This window comes from Aureitalea marina, from assembly GCF_002943755.1.
In the GTDB taxonomy this organism is placed as follows: Bacteria; Bacteroidota; Bacteroidia; order Flavobacteriales; family Flavobacteriaceae; genus Aureitalea; species Aureitalea marina.
On record NZ_MQUB01000001.1, the window covers coordinates 213,442 to 233,497 of the forward strand.

General features: G+C 46.9%; 17 protein-coding genes, 1 pseudogene and 1 riboswitch. Of the genes and pseudogenes, 15 read left to right on the forward strand and 3 right to left on the reverse strand.

Translation table 11 applies throughout. The features are described from left to right. Both leuC and BST85_RS01015 read right to left on the reverse strand, forming a co-directional pair. Positions 1-1,380, reverse strand: coding sequence for a 3-isopropylmalate dehydratase large subunit (gene leuC / locus BST85_RS01010; protein ID WP_425427866.1), 1,380 nt, complete (start codon positions 1,378-1,380; stop codon positions 1-3). Then, on the reverse strand, positions 1,377-2,558 hold the full coding sequence (locus BST85_RS01015; RefSeq protein ID WP_104811559.1) for a 2-isopropylmalate synthase: 1,182 nt from the start codon (positions 2,556-2,558) through the stop codon (positions 1,377-1,379). The genes leuC and BST85_RS01015 overlap by 4 nt, the downstream gene beginning before the upstream one ends. A 144-nt stretch (positions 2,559-2,702) precedes the next feature. Between BST85_RS01015 and BST85_RS01020 the strand changes: the two genes are divergently transcribed. The 15 genes and pseudogenes from BST85_RS01020 (at position 2,703) to BST85_RS01090 (ending at position 19,001) form a co-directional block, all read left to right on the forward strand. Beyond that, positions 2,703-4,256, forward strand: a complete 1,554-nt coding sequence (locus BST85_RS01020; RefSeq protein WP_104811560.1) for a hypothetical protein — start codon at positions 2,703-2,705, stop codon at positions 4,254-4,256. A 64-nt stretch (positions 4,257-4,320) separates the two neighbouring features. Beyond that, a riboswitch (SAM riboswitch) is annotated at positions 4,321-4,428 on the forward strand. 204 nt (positions 4,429-4,632) lie between these two features. Continuing rightward, a complete protein-coding gene (locus BST85_RS14425) occupies positions 4,633-5,637 on the forward strand; it encodes an alpha/beta fold hydrolase (protein ID WP_104811561.1) in 1,005 nt (334 codons plus the stop codon). Then, on the forward strand, positions 5,600-6,751 hold the full coding sequence (locus tag BST85_RS14430) for a homoserine dehydrogenase family protein (protein ID WP_104811562.1): 1,152 nt from the start codon (positions 5,600-5,602) through the stop codon (positions 6,749-6,751). The genes BST85_RS14425 and BST85_RS14430 overlap by 38 nt, the downstream gene beginning before the upstream one ends. A 31-nt stretch (positions 6,752-6,782) precedes the next feature. Further along, positions 6,783-7,205 carry an OsmC family protein gene (locus BST85_RS01035; protein ID WP_104811563.1) on the forward strand — a complete coding sequence of 141 codons (423 nt, stop codon included), beginning with the start codon at positions 6,783-6,785 and terminating at the stop codon, positions 7,203-7,205. Beyond that, the gene (locus BST85_RS01040; RefSeq protein WP_104811564.1) at positions 7,202-8,365 is read left to right on the forward strand and encodes a trans-sulfuration enzyme family protein; all 1,164 of its coding nucleotides are present in this window, start codon (positions 7,202-7,204) and stop codon (positions 8,363-8,365) included. The genes BST85_RS01035 and BST85_RS01040 overlap by 4 nt, the downstream gene beginning before the upstream one ends. 2 nt (positions 8,366-8,367) lie before the next feature. Next, positions 8,368-9,381 (forward strand): homocysteine S-methyltransferase family protein, encoded by a 1,014-nt coding sequence (locus BST85_RS01045; protein WP_104811565.1) that lies wholly within the window; start codon positions 8,368-8,370, stop codon positions 9,379-9,381. A 3-nt stretch (positions 9,382-9,384) separates the two neighbouring features. Further along, positions 9,385-12,065, forward strand: a pseudogene (gene metH, locus BST85_RS01050) (methionine synthase). Beyond that, positions 12,062-13,018, forward strand: coding sequence for a methylenetetrahydrofolate reductase [NAD(P)H] (metF, locus tag BST85_RS01055; RefSeq protein ID WP_104811566.1), 957 nt, complete (start codon positions 12,062-12,064; stop codon positions 13,016-13,018). Before metH ends, metF begins: the two are co-directional and overlap by 4 nt. Before the next feature lie 19 nt (positions 13,019-13,037). Continuing rightward, entirely contained in the window at positions 13,038-13,451 is a 414-nt protein-coding gene (locus BST85_RS01060; protein ID WP_104811567.1) for an RrF2 family transcriptional regulator, read from the forward strand. Positions 13,452-13,524: 73 nt separating this feature from the next. Beyond that, positions 13,525-14,151 carry a phosphoadenosine phosphosulfate reductase domain-containing protein gene (locus BST85_RS01065; RefSeq protein WP_104811568.1) on the forward strand — a complete coding sequence of 209 codons (627 nt, stop codon included), beginning with the start codon at positions 13,525-13,527 and terminating at the stop codon, positions 14,149-14,151. Between the two features lie 17 nt (positions 14,152-14,168). Then, positions 14,169-15,119: a threonine ammonia-lyase gene (locus BST85_RS01070; RefSeq protein ID WP_425427867.1), complete on the forward strand. Its 951-nt coding sequence runs from the start codon at positions 14,169-14,171 to the stop codon at positions 15,117-15,119. Further along, positions 15,119-16,219, forward strand: coding sequence for an acyloxyacyl hydrolase (locus BST85_RS01075; protein WP_104811569.1), 1,101 nt, complete (start codon positions 15,119-15,121; stop codon positions 16,217-16,219). Before BST85_RS01070 ends, BST85_RS01075 begins: the two co-directional genes overlap by 1 nt. A 1-nt stretch (position 16,220) precedes the next feature. Continuing rightward, a complete protein-coding gene (locus BST85_RS01080; RefSeq protein ID WP_104811570.1) occupies positions 16,221-16,973 on the forward strand; it encodes a head GIN domain-containing protein in 753 nt (250 codons plus the stop codon). Positions 16,974-17,124: 151 nt separating this feature from the next. Further along, a complete protein-coding gene (locus tag BST85_RS01085) occupies positions 17,125-18,240 on the forward strand; it encodes an acyloxyacyl hydrolase (RefSeq protein WP_104811571.1) in 1,116 nt (371 codons plus the stop codon). Beyond that, entirely contained in the window at positions 18,234-19,001 is a 768-nt protein-coding gene (locus BST85_RS01090; RefSeq protein ID WP_104811572.1) for a head GIN domain-containing protein, read from the forward strand. Before BST85_RS01085 ends, BST85_RS01090 begins: the two co-directional genes overlap by 7 nt. Here BST85_RS01090 and gldA read toward each other — a convergent pair. Further along, positions 18,988-19,887, reverse strand: a complete 900-nt coding sequence (gene gldA, locus BST85_RS01095) for a gliding motility-associated ABC transporter ATP-binding subunit GldA (RefSeq protein ID WP_104811573.1) — start codon at positions 19,885-19,887, stop codon at positions 18,988-18,990. The two genes, BST85_RS01090 and gldA, sit on opposite strands and share 14 nt — an antisense overlap. Between the last annotated feature and the right edge of the window lie 169 nt (positions 19,888-20,056).

Consider the following 20,056-nt stretch of genomic DNA (forward strand, 5'->3'; position numbering starts at 1 on the left):
CTAATTCAATTGTTTACTAACATCCACTATCTTTCCTTCGATGGCTGTTGCAGCTGCTACCAGTGGACTAGCCAGGATGGTTCGCGCGCCCTGCCCCTGACGCCCTTCAAAATTCCGATTGGAAGTGGAAACGCAATATTCTCCTTGAGGTATCTTATCATCGTTCATGGCCAGGCAAGCAGAGCATCCCGGTTGCCTGATCTCGAATCCGGCTTCGGTAAAGATATCCCGAAGTCCCTCACGATCGATCTGTGACTCGACCTGCTTACTGCCGGGCACCAGCCAGGCCGTTACATTGTCAGCCTTTCTTTTTCCTTTGATATAATCCGCAGCCACTCGAAAGTCTTCTATACGGGAGTTGGTGCAACTACCGATGAAGACAAAATTGATTGGCATTTCCATCAAATTACTGCCTGCCTCCAAGCCCATATAATCCAAGGACTTCTTAAAGGAAGCATCATCGGAATTGGGTATGAGTTCACCTAATCCCATTCCCATGCCGGGATTGGTACCGTAAGTGATCATGGGTTTGATGTCTGCAGCATCAAAATGAAATTCTTTGTCAAAACTTGCCCCGCTATCTGTGGGCAAAGATTTCCAATAGGCCAGTTTGGCTTCCCATTCTTCTCCTTTGGGAGCGTAGGGACGACCCTGCATATAATCGAAAGTGGTTTGGTCCGGGGCGATCATTCCCCCGCGTGCCCCCATTTCGATACTCATATTGCAAACGGTCATACGGCCTTCCATGCTCATCTTCTCAAAGACATCTCCGGCATACTCGCAGAAATAACCGGTTCCGGCATTGGTCCCGATCTGTGAGATGATGTACAGGATGACATCTTTAGGCAATACGCCAGGAGCCAGATCGCCATTTACCGTTACTCGCATGCTTTTCGGCTTGGTCAGAAGTAGACATTGGCTGGCAAATACCTGGGCTACCTGACTGGTTCCTATCCCAAAGGCAATAGCCCCAAACGCACCGTGAGTGGACGTATGGGAATCTCCACAGACCATCGTCTTCCCGGGTTGAGTGATCCCTTGCTCCGGAGCCATAACATGAACGATGCCGTTATTCATGTGCCCTAATTCGAAGAGGCTGATACCGTGTTTCTCGCAGTTTTCACTAAGCTGTTGAAGTTGCTTACGCGAAAGCGGATCCTCAACCGGTAAATGCTGGTTCAGGGTAGGGGTATTGTGATCTGCAGTGGCAAAGATCTGATCGGGTCTGAAGATGGGTATAGCGCGCTCTTCCAGTTCCTGGAAGGCTTGTGGGCTGGTTACTTCATGGATCAAATGGGTATCGATATACAAAACTTGTGGCCCATCCGTTACCGAATCGACCACATGTGAGTCCCATACCTTATCAAAGAGTGTTTTCAAGAGGCAGATGATATGATTTGTGAATAGATCGATGAGGTCTCAATGATCTGATGAATGTCGTCATCTTCGATCTCTTTCTTCCGGTCGGCAAAATCCAGGAAATTCGCATAGACCTCGTCCAGTTGGAGCTTGGTCAATTCGTAACCCAAATTTTTGGCTCGGTAAGCCAAGGCAGCACGACCGCTTCTTGCCGTTAGTACAATGGCCGAGTGATTGACCCCTACATCCTTTGGATCGATTATCTCGTAGGTCTCCCGGTTCTTGATCACCCCGTCCTGGTGGATGCCGGAACTATGAGCAAAAGCATTGGATCCAACAATAGCTTTGTTAGGCTGGGTGTAGATTCCCATGCTTTCGGAGACCAATTGACTGGTCTGATAGAGTAATTCTGTCTTTATTCCCGTGACCAGATTGAGGTAGGGGTGTTGCTTGAATACCATTACTACCTCTTCCAGTGCAGTATTCCCAGCTCGCTCACCAATACCGTTGATGGTACATTCAACTTGCCGAGCTCCGTTAATGGTCCCTTCTACAGAATTGGCCGTAGCCAACCCCAGGTCATTGTGGCAATGGCAGGAAAGGATGGCTTTCTCAATGCCCCGAACGTTTTCCTTCAGGTATTTGATCTTCGCACCGTATTCACTCGGCAGGCAGTATCCTGTTGTATCCGGAATATTGAGCACAGTAGCCCCTCCTCGGATGGCCTCTTCACATACCCTGGCCAGATATTCATTGTCTGTTCTACCAGCGTCCTCCGCATAGAATTCCACATCCTCTACAAAGCTTTTGGCGTATTTCACCGCTTCGTATGCACGGACCAGTATTTCTTCCCTGGTCGATTTGAACTTGTGTTTGATGTGGGAGTCCGACGTGCCGATACCGGTATGGATTCTGGGCTTCCTGGCCTTTTTCAAGGCTTCAGCGGCCACTTCAATATCCTTTTTCACAGCGCGGGTCAAACCACAGACTGTAGCGTTTTCGACTGTCTGTGAAACAGCTTCAACTGACTTGAAATCTCCAGGACTGGAGATGGGGAAACCGGCTTCGATCACATCGACCCCTAGTTGGTCCAACTGTTTGGCAATTATGACCTTCTGTTGGGTGTTTAATTTGCATCCTGGGACTTGTTCACCATCCCTGAGTGTAGTATCGAAAATTTGAACGTGCTCGTTGGGCATAGAAATAATTTTCTTTTTCTATAGCGAATTTATATTTTGGAATTCGCTAATGGCTCGAAATTCCTGAAATCACTACGGTGTTAATCAACTAAATAGACTGTATAAATATTTGTTTTACAGGTATTTGAGTCGATATTTTATCCTATGCCCAAGCCTGCAAAAGACAATTTGTTCCAATTGGTCAAATCGCTCTCCAAATCGGAGAAACGGCAGTTCAAACTCTATGTGGGCCGATTAGAGGGCAATGAAGATTCGAAATTTCTTCAACTGTTCAATATTCTGGACAGATTATCCACTTACCAAGAGGATTTGGTATTGGATAAGATAGGAATAGGGAAGAGGCAACTACCCAATCTAAAGGCGCATCTATACCGTCAGATACTGGTCAGTCTCCGCTTAAGTCCTTCTCAGCAAAATGTGAGAACGCAATTGCGGGAACAGTTGGATTTTGCCACCATACTGTACCGAAAGGGCTTGTATAATCAAAGTCTCAAACTCCTGGATAGGGCCAAGAATCAAGCCCTGGAATATGAGGAAAAGCTCATAGCCAGCGAGATCATCGAACTGGAGAAGGTGATCGAATCTCAATACATCACCCGCAGTATCCGTAACCGTGCAGATCAGCTGATAGCCGAATCCGAAGAGGTTACACACCAGAATGTACTGGCTAGCAAACTCTCTAATCTATCTCTGGACCTGTACAGCGAGTTCCTCAAAAGTGGATATGCCAAAAACGAACAGGAATACGAAAGGCTGAAGAACTTCTTTAATGCACGCTTGCCCTCATATGATATAGCCGATTTAGGACTTCGGGAAAAATTATGGCTCTACAAGGTCTATCTGTGGTATAGCTTTCTGATCCAGGATTTTCGCTCTTGCTATCGCTATGCCAGTAAATGGGTCAGTCTATTCGAGACCAATGAAAAGATGATACAGACCCACCCGGTCTTTTACCTGCGTGGCCAGCAATATCTGTTGGAGTCCCTTTTCTTTATTCAGGATAGGAAACGCTTTACACAAGCCCTTGAGCAATTGGAGAATCGACTTGGTCATCCTAATTTTCCAAAGGATGACAACGTAAACAGTTTGAGTTTCCTCTATCTATATTCCCACAAGATGAATCAGTACTTCCTGGAGGGTGAGTTTGCAAACGGCTTGTCCCTGGTTAATGAGGTGGAAGATGGGATCAATCAATATGGTCAGCAATTGGACGAACATCATATCATGGTTTTCAATTATAAGATCGCCTGTATGTATTTCGGTGCCTGGCAGCTAAAGAAGTGTATCGAGTACCTGGATAGGATCATCTCCAACAAATCACTCAAAATGCGGGAGGATCTCTTGTGTTTCGCTCGAATCCTAAACCTTGTTGCCCATTATGAAGCCGGTATGGACTATCACTTAGATAGCCTGATCAAGAGTACCTACAAGTACCTGATCAAGATGGAAGATCTATACGAGGTTCAAAAGGAAATGATCCGTTTCCTCAGAGGTTTGGGCGATATCTACCCACATCAGATCAAGGATGCTTTCCGTGAATTACATGGAAAATTGAAGCAATACGAAGATCACCCCTACGAGCGAAGGAGTTTTCTCTATCTGGACATTCTATCCTGGCTGGAGAGCAATATCGAGAAACGGCCGATACAGGACATCATACAAGAGAAAATCCGGATCCGAGAGCAAATTTCCACCTGAGAATTTGGAAAATAAAATTTTCTGTCGGAATATTTGTGCTCGCAAAGTTCAACAGTTTACTGAAATGTTATCAAGAAAGGTGGAGGGATTAGACCCTGTGAAACCTTAGCAACCCTTTCCCTTGAAAGAAGGTGCTAAATTCTACGCCGGCCTGGCCGGGGATAGATAACCAAACGATAGTTCTTCCGAATTATCGCATAATTTCTTCATAACATTTTTCTGGTAAAGGACACCTTAGGGTGGATTTTGGCTTTGGGTTTTTCATCTGTTTAACTCAAATAAGAAAAATGAAAGAACACAGAACAGCGGCAGAGTATATTCTCTCCAAACCTCCAAAAGGCCGAAATGCCATTTGGACCACTAAGAACGCGGAGTCATGAAGCAGTTGACCATCCGCGATTTCCAGACCAGGACAGGAGTCCTGCTGGATGAGATACCCCTGAGTTATGAGTTATTCGGACCCCGACTTGGCCGGGCTCCGATGGTACTGGTCAATCATGCATTGACCGGGAACAGCCATGTGTCCGGTTCGGACGGCTGGTGGAACCGCCTGATCGGGTCTGGTTGCACCATTGACACTAATCGGTACACCGTACTGGCCTTTAACATTCCCGGCAACGGCTTTGATAATTACCTGGTTTCTAAACCGGAGGACTTCAGCGTCTACGATGTCGCCCAATTGTTTCTGGCTGGAATAAGGCAACTGGAAATTCAATCAATCTTCGCCGGGATCGGTGGTTCCTTGGGAGGCAGCATCCTTTGGCAGATGGCCGTTTTGCAACCTGAGTTGTTTGATCACATCATTCCTGTGGCTTCAGATTGGAAGGCATCAGATTGGTTACTGGCTCAATGCCGCGTACAGAAACAGATCCTGGAGAACTCGATTAGGCCATTACACGATGCCCGGGTTCATGCTATGACCTTTTATCGGTCCCCGGAATCATTCAAGGAGAAATTCGGAAGGAAATGGGATGCTGATCGTAAGTTGTTTGACATCGAAAGCTGGCTGCTGCACCACGGTCAAAAATTGCAACGGAGATTTGGTTTACAAGCCTATACCCTGATGAATCATTTACTGATGACAGCAGACATCACGGCGGCTGGTCGAGAACTTGAGGATCTAGTGGGCCCCATTAGCGGCGCCATCCACCTGATCGGAGTAGATAGTGATGGATTTTACCTGGACCAGGAGATCCGTCAAACTTTTGAGAGGCTCAGTTCAGTAAAACAACAGATCAGTTACCATCAGATCGAGTCTATTCACGGACACGATGCTTTCCTGATCGAGTACCAGCAGTTGGACAGAATTCTCCAACCAGTCTTTAACCCTATAGTCCAAAACGATGAGTACAGCACAGACTTTCATCTCCAGGCCGTCTGAGGCCCGCATCGATCTGGATTGCATCGGTCGTAAACGGATCAATCTGGCTGTATTCGGATGTGGTCAGGTAGGAGGTCGGTTATTGGAGCAACTCTTGGAAGCCAGGCTACGAATTTGTGAAGAGAACAAACTCGATATTCGAGTAATTGCAGTTGCTAATTCTACCAACTTATTACTCGGGGAGGATAGCCTCAGTGGCAACTGGCATAAAGACCTGACGGGATCCGGAGAGTCATCTGGAGTTAGTGCGGTCATTCGTTATGCCAAGGAGAACAAACTGCAGAATCTTATTGCGGTGGATAACACTGCCTCCCAGGAATTGGTAGACAAGTATCCTGATTTAATCCGAGCTGGTTTCAATTTGGTTTCTTCCAACAAATTGGCCAATGTGAGTAGCCATGCTCAATACAATGGCCTGAGAGAGTTGTTGCGACAGAACAACAAGCATTATTTCTATGAAACTAATGTGGGCGCCGGTCTTCCGCTTATCGATACGCTGAAATTGCTTAGTCTTTCGGGAGAAAAGGTTACCAGGGTCCGGGGAGTATTTTCAGGTTCCCTTTCTTATATCTTCAATGAATTCTCTCAATCGGTTCAACCTTTTTCCAAGGTACTGGCCAAGGCTAGGACTGGTGGGCTTACTGAGCCCGATTCCCGGCTCGATCTGAGTGGTGCCGATGTTGGCCGTAAGTTGGCTATATTGGCGCGGGAGTTGGGATTGTCCTGTGAATTGGATCAGGTGCAGATTCAAAATCTGATACCCGCAGACCTTAGAAAGTTAAGTCCTTTGGAATTTGAGAACCGAATTGAAGAATTGAATGTGGGGATGCATATCCGCAGAAAGAATTTGTCTCCTGGTCAGGTTCTTCGTTATGTAGCTGATCTGAAGATCGGGGCAGAACATAAAGAGGGAATTATGATGCAAGCCGGGCTTCAGGTTGTCAATAAACAGAGTAACCTGGGCGGATTGGCTGGATCTGATACCATATTCGAGATATTCACTCCCAATTACCAGAAACACCCCTTGGTCATCCAAGGTGCGGGAGCAGGAGCGGATGTAACTGCTCGAGGTGTGCTAGGCGATATTTTACGGATAGGGCAATTGATCCATTGAAACACATCGATTTCCCTAAAATTTATACGAGATGAAAGTCAATTTAGAAAGAAAAAACGATCAGTTCTTATTCGAGGCCATAGGTGCGACAGGTGTACCTGTTCATATTGATAATAAAACCGGAGATGAGGTCCATGGAGCAAGTCCGATGGAGCTGGTATTGATGGGAGTGGGTGGTTGCAGTGCCATCGATGTGATCTTTATCCTGCAAAAACAAAAGCTGGTCATCGATGATTACCGCATTGAGGTTGAAGGGAGCCGAATGGAAGTGGGAGGAGCCAAACCTTTTGAATCCATACTAGTGACCATGTACCTGGAGGGTGATATTCCACCGGCTAAGGCCAAACGGGCTGTAGGGTTGAGTTTTGAAAAATATTGTTCGGTCTCCATAACCCTTCAACCCAGGGTCAAGATCGATTACAGAGTAGTACTTAACGGAGAACTTTTAGAATGAGTCATTTTGAAACGCAGGCTATCCGTACTCAAATGGAGAGAACCGCTTTCCAGGAACACTCCAATCCTTTGTTCCTGACCTCCAGCTTTGTCTTTGACGATGCCGAGGACATGCGGGCTTCTTTTGCAGAGGAAAAAGAGCGAGCGATATACAGTCGGTTTACCAATCCCAATACCTCAGAATTAGTAGACAAAATGTGTCTTTTGGAAGGTGCAGAGGCGGGATATGCATTTGCCACCGGTATGGCTGCCGTTTTTTCCACTTTTGCTGCTTTGCTGAAGTCTGGCGATCACATTTTGAGTTGTCGGTCGGTCTTTGGGAGTACCCATGGGTTGTTTACCCGTTACCTGCCCAAATGGAATATCAACACCACCTATTTTGGTGCCGATCAGGTGGATCAGTTGGACGACTTTGTCCTACCTGAGACGAAGATCCTCTATGTGGAAACTCCCACCAATCCGGCAATAGAGATACTGGACCTGGAGTTCTTGGGTCAATTTGCTAGGGAAAGAGGGTTGCTTTTTGTGGTAGATAACTGTTTCGCCACACCTTATTTACAGCGCCCCATCGATTTTGGTGCCCATTTGGTCATTCATTCGGCTACTAAGCTCATCGATGGCCAAGGCAGGGTGCTGGGAGGTATAACCGTAGGGCAGAAGGACCTGATCAGGGAGATCTATCTCTTTGCCCGCAATACCGGACCCGCTTTATCCCCATTCAACGCCTGGGTGCTTTCCAAGAGTTTGGAGACTCTGGCCGTGAGAGTTGAGAAACACTGCGACAATGCAGAGATATTGGCAACGAGATTGGAAGAGCATTCGTCCATTAAGCGCGTTAAGTATCCATTCCTGGATTCCCATCCGTCCTCGGAGATTGCCCGTAAGCAGATGAAGCGGGGAGGTAATATCGTGGCCTTCGAGCTAGCCGGTGGCCTGGAGGTAGGGAGAGAATTCCTAAACAAGATTGCCCTTTGTTCACTTTCAGCAAATTTGGGAGATACGAGGACCATTGTTACTCATCCAGCCTCCACTACACACAGCAAACTGAGTTCGGAAGAACGACTGCAGGTTGGAATTACCGATGGCCTGGTCCGTATGTCTGTTGGTCTGGAACATGTGGAAGATATTTGGACCGACCTTCTTCAAGCCCTAAATAATTAATGATGAGTAAAGATCTTTACCAAGCTGTAAAAGAACGCATTCTGGTCCTGGATGGAGCCATGGGGACCATGTTACAGCAATACAAGTTTAGCGAGGAAGATTTTCGAGGGGATCGGTTTAAAGATCATCCCGTTTCCGTCAAAGGAAATAACGATCTGCTTTGTATCACTCAGCCCGAGGCAGTGGCATCAGTCCACCGAGCCTATTTTGAGGCAGGTGCGGACATGGTGGAGACCAACACCTTTTCCGGAACCACCATCGCCATGGCCGATTACCAAATGGAAGACCTGGTATATGAGATAAATTTTGAAGCGGCCCGAATTGCCCGTCAAGTGGCCGATGAGCTAACCGCCGATCAACCAGATAAGCCAAGATTCGTTGCCGGTGCCATGGGTCCCACTAACAAGACTGCCAGCATGTCGCCGGATGTGAACGATCCGGGCTTTCGGGCAGTTAGTTTTGACGAACTCAGAAAGGCTTATAAACTACAGGCAGAGGCCCTGGTGGATGGTGGTGTGGATTGTCTTTTAGTAGAAACAGTCTTCGACACCTTGAATGCCAAGGCAGCCTTATTTGCCATTGACCAGATCAGGGATGAGCTCAAATTGAATATCCCGGTCATGGTCAGCGGTACAATAACTGATGCTTCGGGAAGAACTTTGTCAGGACAAACGGCGGAGGCCTTCCTGATCTCAATCGATCACACCCAATTGCTGAGTGTAGGTTTTAATTGTGCCCTGGGAGCAAGCCAGTTGAGACCCTACCTGGAAGTTGTTGCTAATCGGAGTGGAACCGCTATTTCCGCTTATCCAAATGCCGGCCTGCCCAATGCCTTTGGTGAGTATGATCAAAGCCCGGAGGAAATGGCAGAACAAATACGGGTCTACCTGGAGAAGGGACTGATCAATATAATTGGAGGATGTTGCGGCACATCGCCCGAGCACATAAAGTCTATTGCAGAAGTTGCGCAAGATTACAGCCCGAGAATCATACCTAATCTACAAGCTGTCCTGTAAACCATGTCGATGAGCTCCGAAACATATCGACCGCTTAAATTATCAGGACTTGAACCCTTGGTCATTACGCCCGAGAGCAATTTTATCAATGTGGGTGAGCGAACCAATGTGGCCGGATCCGCTCGCTTTCTGAGACTGATCAAGGCTGGTGACTACATTACAGCCCTGGAGATCGCAAGGCATCAAGTAGAGGGTGGGCCCAGATCATCGATATCAATATGGACGACGGGCTGATCGATGGCCGGGAAGCAATGGTCCGCTTCCTGAACCTGGTCATGGCCGAACCTGATATCGCGCGGGTGCCCATCATGATCGATAGCTCCAAATGGGAGATCATCGAGGCTGGACTACAAGTGGTGCAGGGAAAATGTGTGGTCAATTCCATCAGCCTAAAAGAAGGCGAGGAAGAGTTTATTCGCCAGGCCAAACTGATCCGGCGCTACGGTGCAGCTGTGATCATCATGGCCTTTGACGAGGTGGGTCAGGCAGATAATTACGACAGAAGGATAGAGATCGCCCAGCGCTCCTACCGAATTTTGGTGGAAGAGGTCGGTTTCCCGCCGGAGGACATCATCCTGGATCTCAATATCTTCCCGGTGGCTACTGGGATGGAAGAACATCGGCGCAATGCTACAGACTTTATTGAAGCCACCAGATGGGTACGTCAGAACCTGCCGCACTGTAGCGTGAGTGGAGGAGTTAGTAATGTCTCCTTTAGTTTTCGCGGTAACAATGTGGTTAGGGAAGCCATGCATTCCGTCTTTCTTTATCATGCCATACAAGCAGGGATGAACATAGGTATTGTTAATCCAGCCATGCTGGAAGTTTACGACGATATTCCCAAGGATCTGTTAGAGCATGTAGAAGATGTTATCCTGGACAGAAGAGCAGATGCCACAGAACGACTCTTGAATTTTGCCGAGACAGTAAAAGGGCAAACCAAAGAGAACAAGGCCGATGAATCCTGGAGAGAGGACTCATTACAAGAGCGGATCACCCGGGCCCTGGTCAAAGGGATCGATGCCTATATCAAAGAGGATGTAGAGGAGGCGAGACAAGCGGTGGATAGACCGATTCAGGTCATTGAGGGGCACCTGATGACTGGTATGAATGTGGTCGGTGATTTGTTTGGGAGCGGCAAGATGTTCCTGCCCCAGGTAGTCAAATCGGCTCGGGTGATGAAAAAGGCGGTTGCTTATCTACTGCCATATATCGAAGAAGATAAAGACGCATCTATGTCCTCTCAAGGGAAGATCCTAATGGCTACTGTAAAAGGGGATGTTCACGACATTGGCAAGAATATTGTCTCCGTGGTTTTGGCCTGTAACAACTACGAAATCATCGATCTGGGGGTCATGGTCCCACCAGAGCGTATAATATCGGAGGCTAGAGAAAAAGAAGTTGACATCATTGGACTAAGTGGGCTGATTACACCCTCCCTGGACGAAATGGTCTTCCTGGCTAAGGAGATGCAGCGCCAGGATTTTCAGGTCCCTCTACTGATTGGTGGTGCCACGACCAGCAAGGCCCATACAGCTGTTAAGATCGACCCACAGTATCAGCACGCCGTTGTTCATGTAAACGATGCCTCCAGGGCCGTGACCGTAGTGGGCGATCTTTTACAAAGGGACAAATCAGACAATTATACCAGGGAGCTGAAGGAGGACTATGCCCAGTTCCGTGATCGATTCCTGGAAAGACAGCAAACCAAGGAATACATTTCTATCGAGACTGCTAGGAAGAACAAGTTCGCCATTGAGTGGAGAGGTGAAGATCTGGTCAAGCCTTTGGAATTAGGTATTCAGCAGATCGATGATCTACCAATGGAAAAATTGGAAGAATTCATTGATTGGACACCCTTTTTCCGCAGTTGGGACCTTCATGGTCGTTTCCCGGACATATTGGAGGATGAGTTGGTAGGCGCCCAGGCCACCGAATTATTTAATGACGCTCAACAGACCTTGAAAGAACTCATTCAAGAGAAATCACTGCAGGCAAAAGCAGTTTTTGGCCTGTTTCCGGCCAATGCTGAAGTTGATGATATCATGGTCGAAACTCAAGATCTGGGAACCCAGACCTTCAACACCCTTCGCCAGCAAACAAGAAAGGCCAGTGGCCGTTCCAACCTGGCATTAGCCGATTTCGTAGCCCCGATAGAAAGTGGATTACAGGATCACATCGGATGCTTCTGTGTGACCGCCGGATTTGGAGCTGACCAGCTGGCAGACTCCTATCAGAAGGATCACGACGATTACCAATCCATCATGATCAAGGCCTTGGCAGACCGTTTGGCAGAGGCCTTTGCAGAGTACCTCCACAAGCAGGTCAGGACCAGGCATTGGGGGTACAGTCAGGACGAAGAATTGAATAACGAAGAGCTGATCGCTGAGTCCTACAGGGGGATCCGTCCTGCTCCGGGTTATCCCGCTTGTCCGGACCACCTCGAAAAAGAAACCATCTGGAAGATACTGCAGGTGGAAGAACGTATAGGCGTACAATTGACCGAGAATCTGGCTATGTGGCCGGCAGCATCAGTCTCCGGTTATTATCTGGCCCATCCCCAGGCAAGATACTTCGGTCTTGGGAAGATCAAAGAGGATCAATTGGCCGATTATGCCAAACGAAAAGGAATTACAATTGCGGAAGCCCGTAAGTGGCTTCGCCCCAACCTGTCAGAAGCATGAAAGTAACAGAACATCTGGATAAGAACCAGGGCAAAACCTTGTTCAGCTTTGAGATTCTGCCACCGCTCAAAGGTCAGAATATCCAGTCTATATTCGAGAATATAGACCCCTTGATGGAATTCAATCCACCCTTTATCGATGTGACCTATCATCGGGAAGAGTATGTTTACAAGGAGTTGTCTAATGGTCTATTGGAAAAACACATTGTCCGTAAACGCCCTGGTACAGTTGGTATCTGTGCGGCAATCCAGAACAAATACCAGGTAGATGCTATTCCGCATATCCTATGTGGAGGTTTTACCAGAGAAGACACCGAAAACTTCCTGATCGATCTTAACTTCCTGGGGATCGACAATGTAATGGCTTTAAGAGGTGATGCCGTAAAAACAGAGACCTATTTCACGCCGGAAAAGGACGGGCATGAGTACGCCTCACAGCTGGTGGGTCAGATCATAGCATTGAACCTAGGAGAATACCTGGACGAAGAAATACAAAACCAGGCCAAAACGGACTTTTGCATAGGCGTTGCTGGCTATCCGGAGAAGCACATGGAAGCCCCCAACCTGGACAGCGATATTCATTTTCTGAAAAAGAAGATCGCCAAAGGAGCATCCTATGTGGTCACCCAAATGTTCTTTGACAACAAATGCTATTTCGAATTTGTGGATCGTTGTCGTAAGGCAGGAATTGACGTACCCATTATCCCGGGATTGAAACCCCTGGCCACTAAGAAGCAGCTCAATCTGATCCCGCATCGATTCAATGCTGATCTTCCGGAAGAGTTGATCAAGGAAGTGATCAAATGTGAGAACAATAAGGAAGTCAGACAAGTGGGAATAGAGTGGTGCATAGCCCAAAGCAAGGAATTGATGGACAATGGTGTACCGGTGCTCCATTATTACTCCATGGGAAAGAGCAATAATATCAGAGCCATAGCCCAAGAGTTGTTCTGATTGTATTATTTTCGTTAGGATGTTGTCCCGCAAAACTAAATATGGTATTAAAGCGCTTACCTACCTCGCATTGAATCAGGGTGAACAGCCGGTTCCCATATCCGATATTGCTAAGTCTGAATCCATTTCGAGAAAATTTCTGGAGAGCATATTGCTGGAATTGAAAAAAACCGGGATGCTGGGATCCAAGAAAGGGAAGGGCGGAGGTTATTACCTGCGGGATCAACCTTCTCAGATCATGATCGCCACAGTCTACCGAGTACTGGAAGGGCCAATTGCCCTTGTACCCTGTGTAAGTCTGAACTTTTACGAGCGCTGTGATGACTGCCAGGACGAAGCCGACTGTGCGGTGCATCACCTCATGATTCGCGTTAGGGACAACACACTAAGTGTCTTGGAAAAGACCACCCTGGCCGATCTAATTAATCATTGACCCTATTGTAACATTTAATTGTAGATAAAGTCTATTTTTGTATAACCTATTAAGTCTATAGGAATAATAATTTATGATTGATCAAAACAACCTATACCTCTTCAACACTAACCTTAGGCATGAAGATCCTCGCGCAACTGTCGAATTCCTCTTATCTCGTTCAGAGCGCCCGCTGATCTCCACCAGTTTTGGCCCCAGATCTGCGGCACTATTGCACCTGGTGACACAAATGAGACCTGATATTCCTGTAGTTTGGTGTGATACGGGTTTCAATACTGAAGCCACTTATCGGCATGCTGTCCTGCTCACCGACATGCTTAACCTTAACCTGGAAGTGTTCTCCCCCAGGATGACCACAGCTTTTCTGAGGCATAATTTTGGAGAGCCTGGACTAGACAACCCCTATCATGCCGAACTGTCCAGGCAGGCCAAGTTGGAACCTTTTGAAAGGGCTTTACAGAAGTACAGACCGGATTGCTGGTTCTCTAATCTAAGACATGGTCAGACAGATCACAGGGATTCCATTGACATCTTGAGTCTTCATTCTGAAGGGGTACTCAAGGCATCACCCTTTTATTACTTTGATAATGCACAGTTGGACCGCTATTTACTTGAAAATGGCCTACCTACTGAATACGATTATTTTGATCCCATCAAAGCCATGGCCAAACGGGAATGTGGTATACATTTCAACCGCTAATTTGATTAAATTAGCGCGTGTCCAAACCACTACCTTCCAAGCAAGACCTGGAGCATACCTATGCTCAAATAGGTCATTTGGTGCATAGAACACCTGTTCTTAGCTCTCGCCTGATCAACGAGATCAGCGGGGCAGAAGTCTACTTCAAATGCGAGAACTTTCAGAAATCGGGTTCTTTTAAAATGCGTGGCGCCCTCAATGCCATTAGTAACCTTAGTTCTGCCCAACAGCGCTCTGGGGTTGTTACCCACTCTTCAGGTAATTTTGGACAAGCGGTGGCTTTATCTGCGGCAAATCTTGGAGTTGAAGCTCATATCGTTATGCCGATCAATGCACCTGACGTAAAGAAGAAAGCGGTTACGCAGTACGGTGGAAACATCATCCAATGTGAGGCTACCCTGGAGGCCAGGGAGCGGAATGCCGGGAACATTGTGGCCAGTAAAGGCGCAAGCTTTCTTCATCCCAGCAATCAGATCGAAGTGATACTGGGTAATGCTACGGCGGGCATGGAGCTATTGCAAGACCATCCCGAACTGGATGTATTAATGACCCCGGTGGGCGGTGGAGGATTATTGGCCGGAAATGCACTAGCCGCTCATTATTTCGGTCAAGATTGTACGGTAATAGGTGCAGAACCTGCTTTGGTGGATGACGCCTACAGATCGCTTCTCTCCGGAAAGATCGAGGGCAATACCAGAACAGATACCATTGCGGACGGCCTCAGAACTACCCTGGGTTCCGTAAATTTTCCGATCATTACACAGTTGGTGGATCAAATTATCCGGGTAGAAGAAGATGAGATCATTTCCGCTTTGAAATTGGTTTGGGAACGGCTTAAGATCATCATCGAACCTTCCTGCGCGGTTCCGGTAGCAGCTTTATTGAAAGAGCCTGAAAAGTTCCGCGGAAAGCGGGTTGGGATCATTTTGTCCGGTGGGAATGTAGATCTTTCCAAGCTCCCCTTCTGATGATCTTTCGTCTCCCTTTATTGTTTGTTGCCCTGCTATTTTGTCTGGGAATCCAGGCGCAGGATAATGCGCGATTTGAAGAATTAGACGCCAATTACTACTACGGCAGTATTTTGAGGCACAATAAGGACATCGCTCACCTCATTCAAGGCCATCCTACGGGCTTGGTCCTGAGTTATAACCGCAAGACCTTTGGAGCAAGGAGGTGGGAACGAACCTATGGTTACCCGGATTGGGGATTGTCCTTTGTCTATCAAAATTCCGGCTATTCGGTCCTGGGAGAGAATTACGGTCTTTACGCACACGCTAATTTCTATTTTCTAAAGCGACACCTGATGCTGAGGATAGGTCAGGGAATTGCTTATGCCTCCAATCCCTTTGACTTGAATGACAATTTCAAGAATAACGCCTATGGTTCCGATCTGCTCAGTTCCACTTATGTACTATTGAATTTTAAATGGGAAGATCTCTTTAGTGGGTTTGGTGTACAAGCCGGGTTTCATTTCTTGCATTATTCCAATGGGAATTTTAGGGCTCCCAATTCCAGCACCAACGCCCTTACCTTCAACCTGGGGATCAATTACCAATTGAATCGATCTCCAAAGCCGGAGTATCAGGGTAGGGAAAATGACACTGCGGTAAAAGACAAGATCAGGTTCAATTTTTTGGTTCGTGCAGGAGTCAATGAGAGCGATTATCTCAATCTGGGTCGTCAACCCTTTCTGGTGCTGTCCGCTTTTGCCGACAAACGCCTCAGTTATACCAGTTCCCTTCTTTTTGGAGCTGAGGTATTCTTTTCGAAGTTCCTGGAGAAGGAGATCGAGTATTTGGTGGCTTCCCAGTTGGATAGGGACTTAACGGGAGATGAAGACTACAGGAGGGTAGGGATGTTTGTGGGTCACGACCTGCATTTCGACCGATTATCCGTCCTGGCCCAGTTGGGTTATTATGTGTATTACCCTTACGATTTTGAAGGGCGTACTTATATCCGTGCAGGTCTGCGTTATTTTTTTCTACCGAAACTCTTCGGAGTTGTTAGTATGAAATCTCATGGGGCGAAGGTAGAAGGTGTCGAATTTGGAGTGGGAGTAAGATTGTAGTATGAAGTATTTATTGGCCATTTTGATTTGTTTCACTTTCCTGGGATGTAATTCCGAGGATGGATGGGACTGTTTACAGACAGAGGGCAATAGCATATCGGTTGATTTCACTGTCGATTCTTTCGATAAAATCAGGATAGAGGATGGGGTCTCCTTGTTGATCCGTCAGGGAGCCGTCCAATCGGTGACCGTTGAAACTGGTACCAATCTGCTTTCGGATATAGAGGTTTATGTGGAGGAAAATACTCTGGTTATACGAGATAACAACAGATGTAACCTGGTTCGGGACTACGGAGTTACACGAGCCGTGGTAACCACCCCAGACCTTCTGGAGATCAGAAATGCATCGGCTTTCGATGTTCGAGGTGAAGGCAGGTTAAGTTTTCCCAAACTGGACCTGATAAGCAACACTACAGGCAATTTAGCAGATCCGCTTAAAAGTGGTGATTTCTACTTAGACCTAGACACTGAAAGGCTGCTGGTCAATGCCAACGGACAGAGCGTATTCTACCTAACTGGGAGAGTCCAGCAGGCGCGATATCGCTTTACGGACGAATTTCCGCGCCTCGAGGCCGGTCAGTTGATCGTGTCTGAGGTGATCGTTTTCCAACGCAGCGCCAATGTGATGATCGTCAATCCACAGCAGTCCCTGACCGGGGAGATCTACGGTACCGGTGATGTGATCTCGCTTAATCGACCAGCTGTGGTAGAGGTAGAAACTTTCTTTACAGGTAGACTAATCTTTTCGGACTAATCCAGTAATCGTAGTACGGGCCCCGATCAGGCTCTGTCTGTAACTCGCTAGAAGGGTATAACATCCACTAAAAAACTGCGTTAGAATTAATCCCTTTGAGGGCCTGCCGAAAGGAGGGCTAATAGTGTATATTTACACGTTTTTTAGAACCATGAGGTACTACCTGCAACTAACCATAATATTCTCCGCCTGGCTTGGTATTGCACAACAAAATGAGGTCAAACCGTTCTCTCTACAGTTTGAGCCCTTTTATGGTTCTATCATTGAGCACAACCCGGATATCAATCATTTGATCATTGGCCACCCAACCGGTTTTATCCTGAGTTATAACCGAAAGACCTATGGTTATAATGATTGGGAGGGTCGTTATAATTACCCGGATTGGGGTATCACCTTTGCTTACCAGGACATGAAGAATCCGATCCTGGGTAAGAACTACGGACTTTACGGACATTATAACTTTTACTTCTTTAACAGAAATCTTCAACTTGGATTGGGGCAAGGATTGGCCTTCAACACCAATCCATACGACCCGGAGACCAACTTCGAGAACAATGCTTATGGGAGTACCTTACTCAGTACCACCTGGATAAGAGGAAACTATGTGCGTGAGAATCTCTTTGGTGGATTTGGGGTTAATGTGGGGCTAGGTTTCATTCACTATTCCAATGCGAATTTTAAGGCCCCTAACAACAGTACCAATACCATTTATTTCAGTGCCGGAGCCAGTTATCAGTTTGATCATATGGCCATGCCCTATCGCATCCCACCATCTGAGCGGATCAGTGGTGGTTCCGAATATGCGGAACGGATCAAGTACAATCTGGTCTTTAGGACTGGTATCAACGAGGCCGATGTCAATGGTCTGGGGCAACATCCGTTTTATGTGATCTCAGCATATGCAGACAAGCGGCTGAACTATAAGAGTAAGATACAGGCAGGTGCAGAAGTGTTCTGGTCGGAGTTCCTGATCGACCTGATCCGCTATCGATCCATAGCTTTTCCAACTGATGGACTCACCGGTGATGAGGATTACAGAAGGGTTGGAGTATTTGTAGGGCATGAGTTATTGCTGAACAAATTAGCGTTTGAAGTACAGGTGGGTTATTATGTGTATTGGCCTTACGAATTTGAGAATCGGGTGTATAACCGCCTGGGTATTAAATGGTATTTTTACGAGGATATTCTACATGCAGGAGTATCGGTCAAGGCCCACTACGCCAAGGCAGAAGCGGCAGAATTTAGCATAGGAGTACGATTGTGGTAAAGAATTGGATCAACATATTAGTATTAATAGCTGTCACAACTATCTACATAGGTTGTGACGTAGTGGAGGCGCCCGGTTGTCTCAGTACCGAGGGTGATCTGGTCGAAGTAGAAGTGGAAGTACCCGATTTTAAAAGTATCATGGTCTTTAAACGAGTCAAATTGTTCGTCTCCCAGGGACCAGAGACCAAAGTTGTTGTTCGCACGGGAGAGAACCTGATCGATGAGGTCAATGTGCGTGTAGAGGACAGCATACTGAAACTGAGTGATAGGAACAGCTGTAATTTGTTCAGGGATTACGATGTGACCCGGATCTATGTGACTGCGCCCAATGTAGAGGAGATCCGGAACAGTTCGGGTCTGACCATAGAGAATATAGGGCCTATCCGTTGGCCCAGGCTAACTTTATTAGCCGAGGATCGGGAAGCTGAAGATATCTTCCAGACCGATGGCGATTTTACCTTCACCGATCTGCAAGTCGTAACGTTCCGACTGGAAGCCAATGGGGTCTCAACTTTTCGTTTGGAGGGTGTGGCGGACAATGCAACTTTTATACTTGCCGATGGAGACGTTAGAGTTGAATCCCCGGATTTCCTGGTGGACAAGATCTTCTTTATTCACCGAGGGACCAATAAACTGATCATCCATCCAATCAGTTCTTTGAGGGGAAGCATACGGGGAATAGGTGATGTGATCTCCAAGAACGAACCGCCTATAGTAGAAGTGGAAGAACTCTTCCGAGGTCGGCTTATTTTCGACTAGTCAATTCTACGAAAAGCTTTTCCAACGACTGATGTTTTTGATGGAGTTCCAGGATCTTCAGACCATTTTCCTGGGCAAAGTCAAATACCCGAGACCGCATATCGGTGCCGGAATCGACAGTGAGTTGATACACAAAATCGTGGACGTTTTTAGCCTCTTTTACCCAGTCCATTCTGCTTAGAAGAACTTCTTCCACCCGGTAATCAAACTCGACCTCTATCACTTGGGTCTCACTTTCCCTTAGCTCACTCATGGGTTGATCCAGGACGATCTCTCCCTGGTGTATGATGATCACCCGGTCGCAAATGGCCTCTACTTCCTGCATGATATGCGTAGAGAGCAGCACCGTCTTTTTTTCTCCAACAGAGCGGATCAACTGGCGAATCTCCATCAGCTGATTCGGGTCCAGCCCGGTGGTGGGTTCATCGAGTATCAAAACCTCCGGATCGTGAAGCAGGGCTCCGGCCAAGCCAACCCGCTGTCTGTACCCTTTAGATAATTGGCCGATGCGCTTGAAGGACTGATCCTGCAGTCCGGTCTGATCAATGACCAATTGAATCCGGTCTCGGTCCGTATGGTAGATCCTGGCCTGAAATTCCAGGTACTCCCTTACGTACATATCCTCGTACAAGGGATTGTGCTCCGGCAGATATCCGATACTTTTTTGCACCTGTTTTTGTTGGGTCTCAGTAGAGAATCCGTTCACAAGTGCTTTTCCGGAACTAGGTGTCCAAAAGGTGGTCAGCATCTTCATGGTGGTCGATTTGCCAGCACCATTTGGGCCGAGGAAACCGACGATTTCACCTTTTTCAATTTCAAAGTTCAAATCGTTCACCACGACCTGATCCCCGAATTGCTTACTGATATGTTCTACCTGAATGGACATAGAGAGAAAGCATCAAATCTAATTAAATTAAAAGGAAAATATTTTGTTTTTTAAATCCTTTGCTTACTTTAGCCTCATAATCAGCAACGATGCAAAACGTATTTACTTATTCCTTTTTTTGGTTTTTCTATTTTACCGATAGGACCGGGAAGATTTTGTAGATATGTCA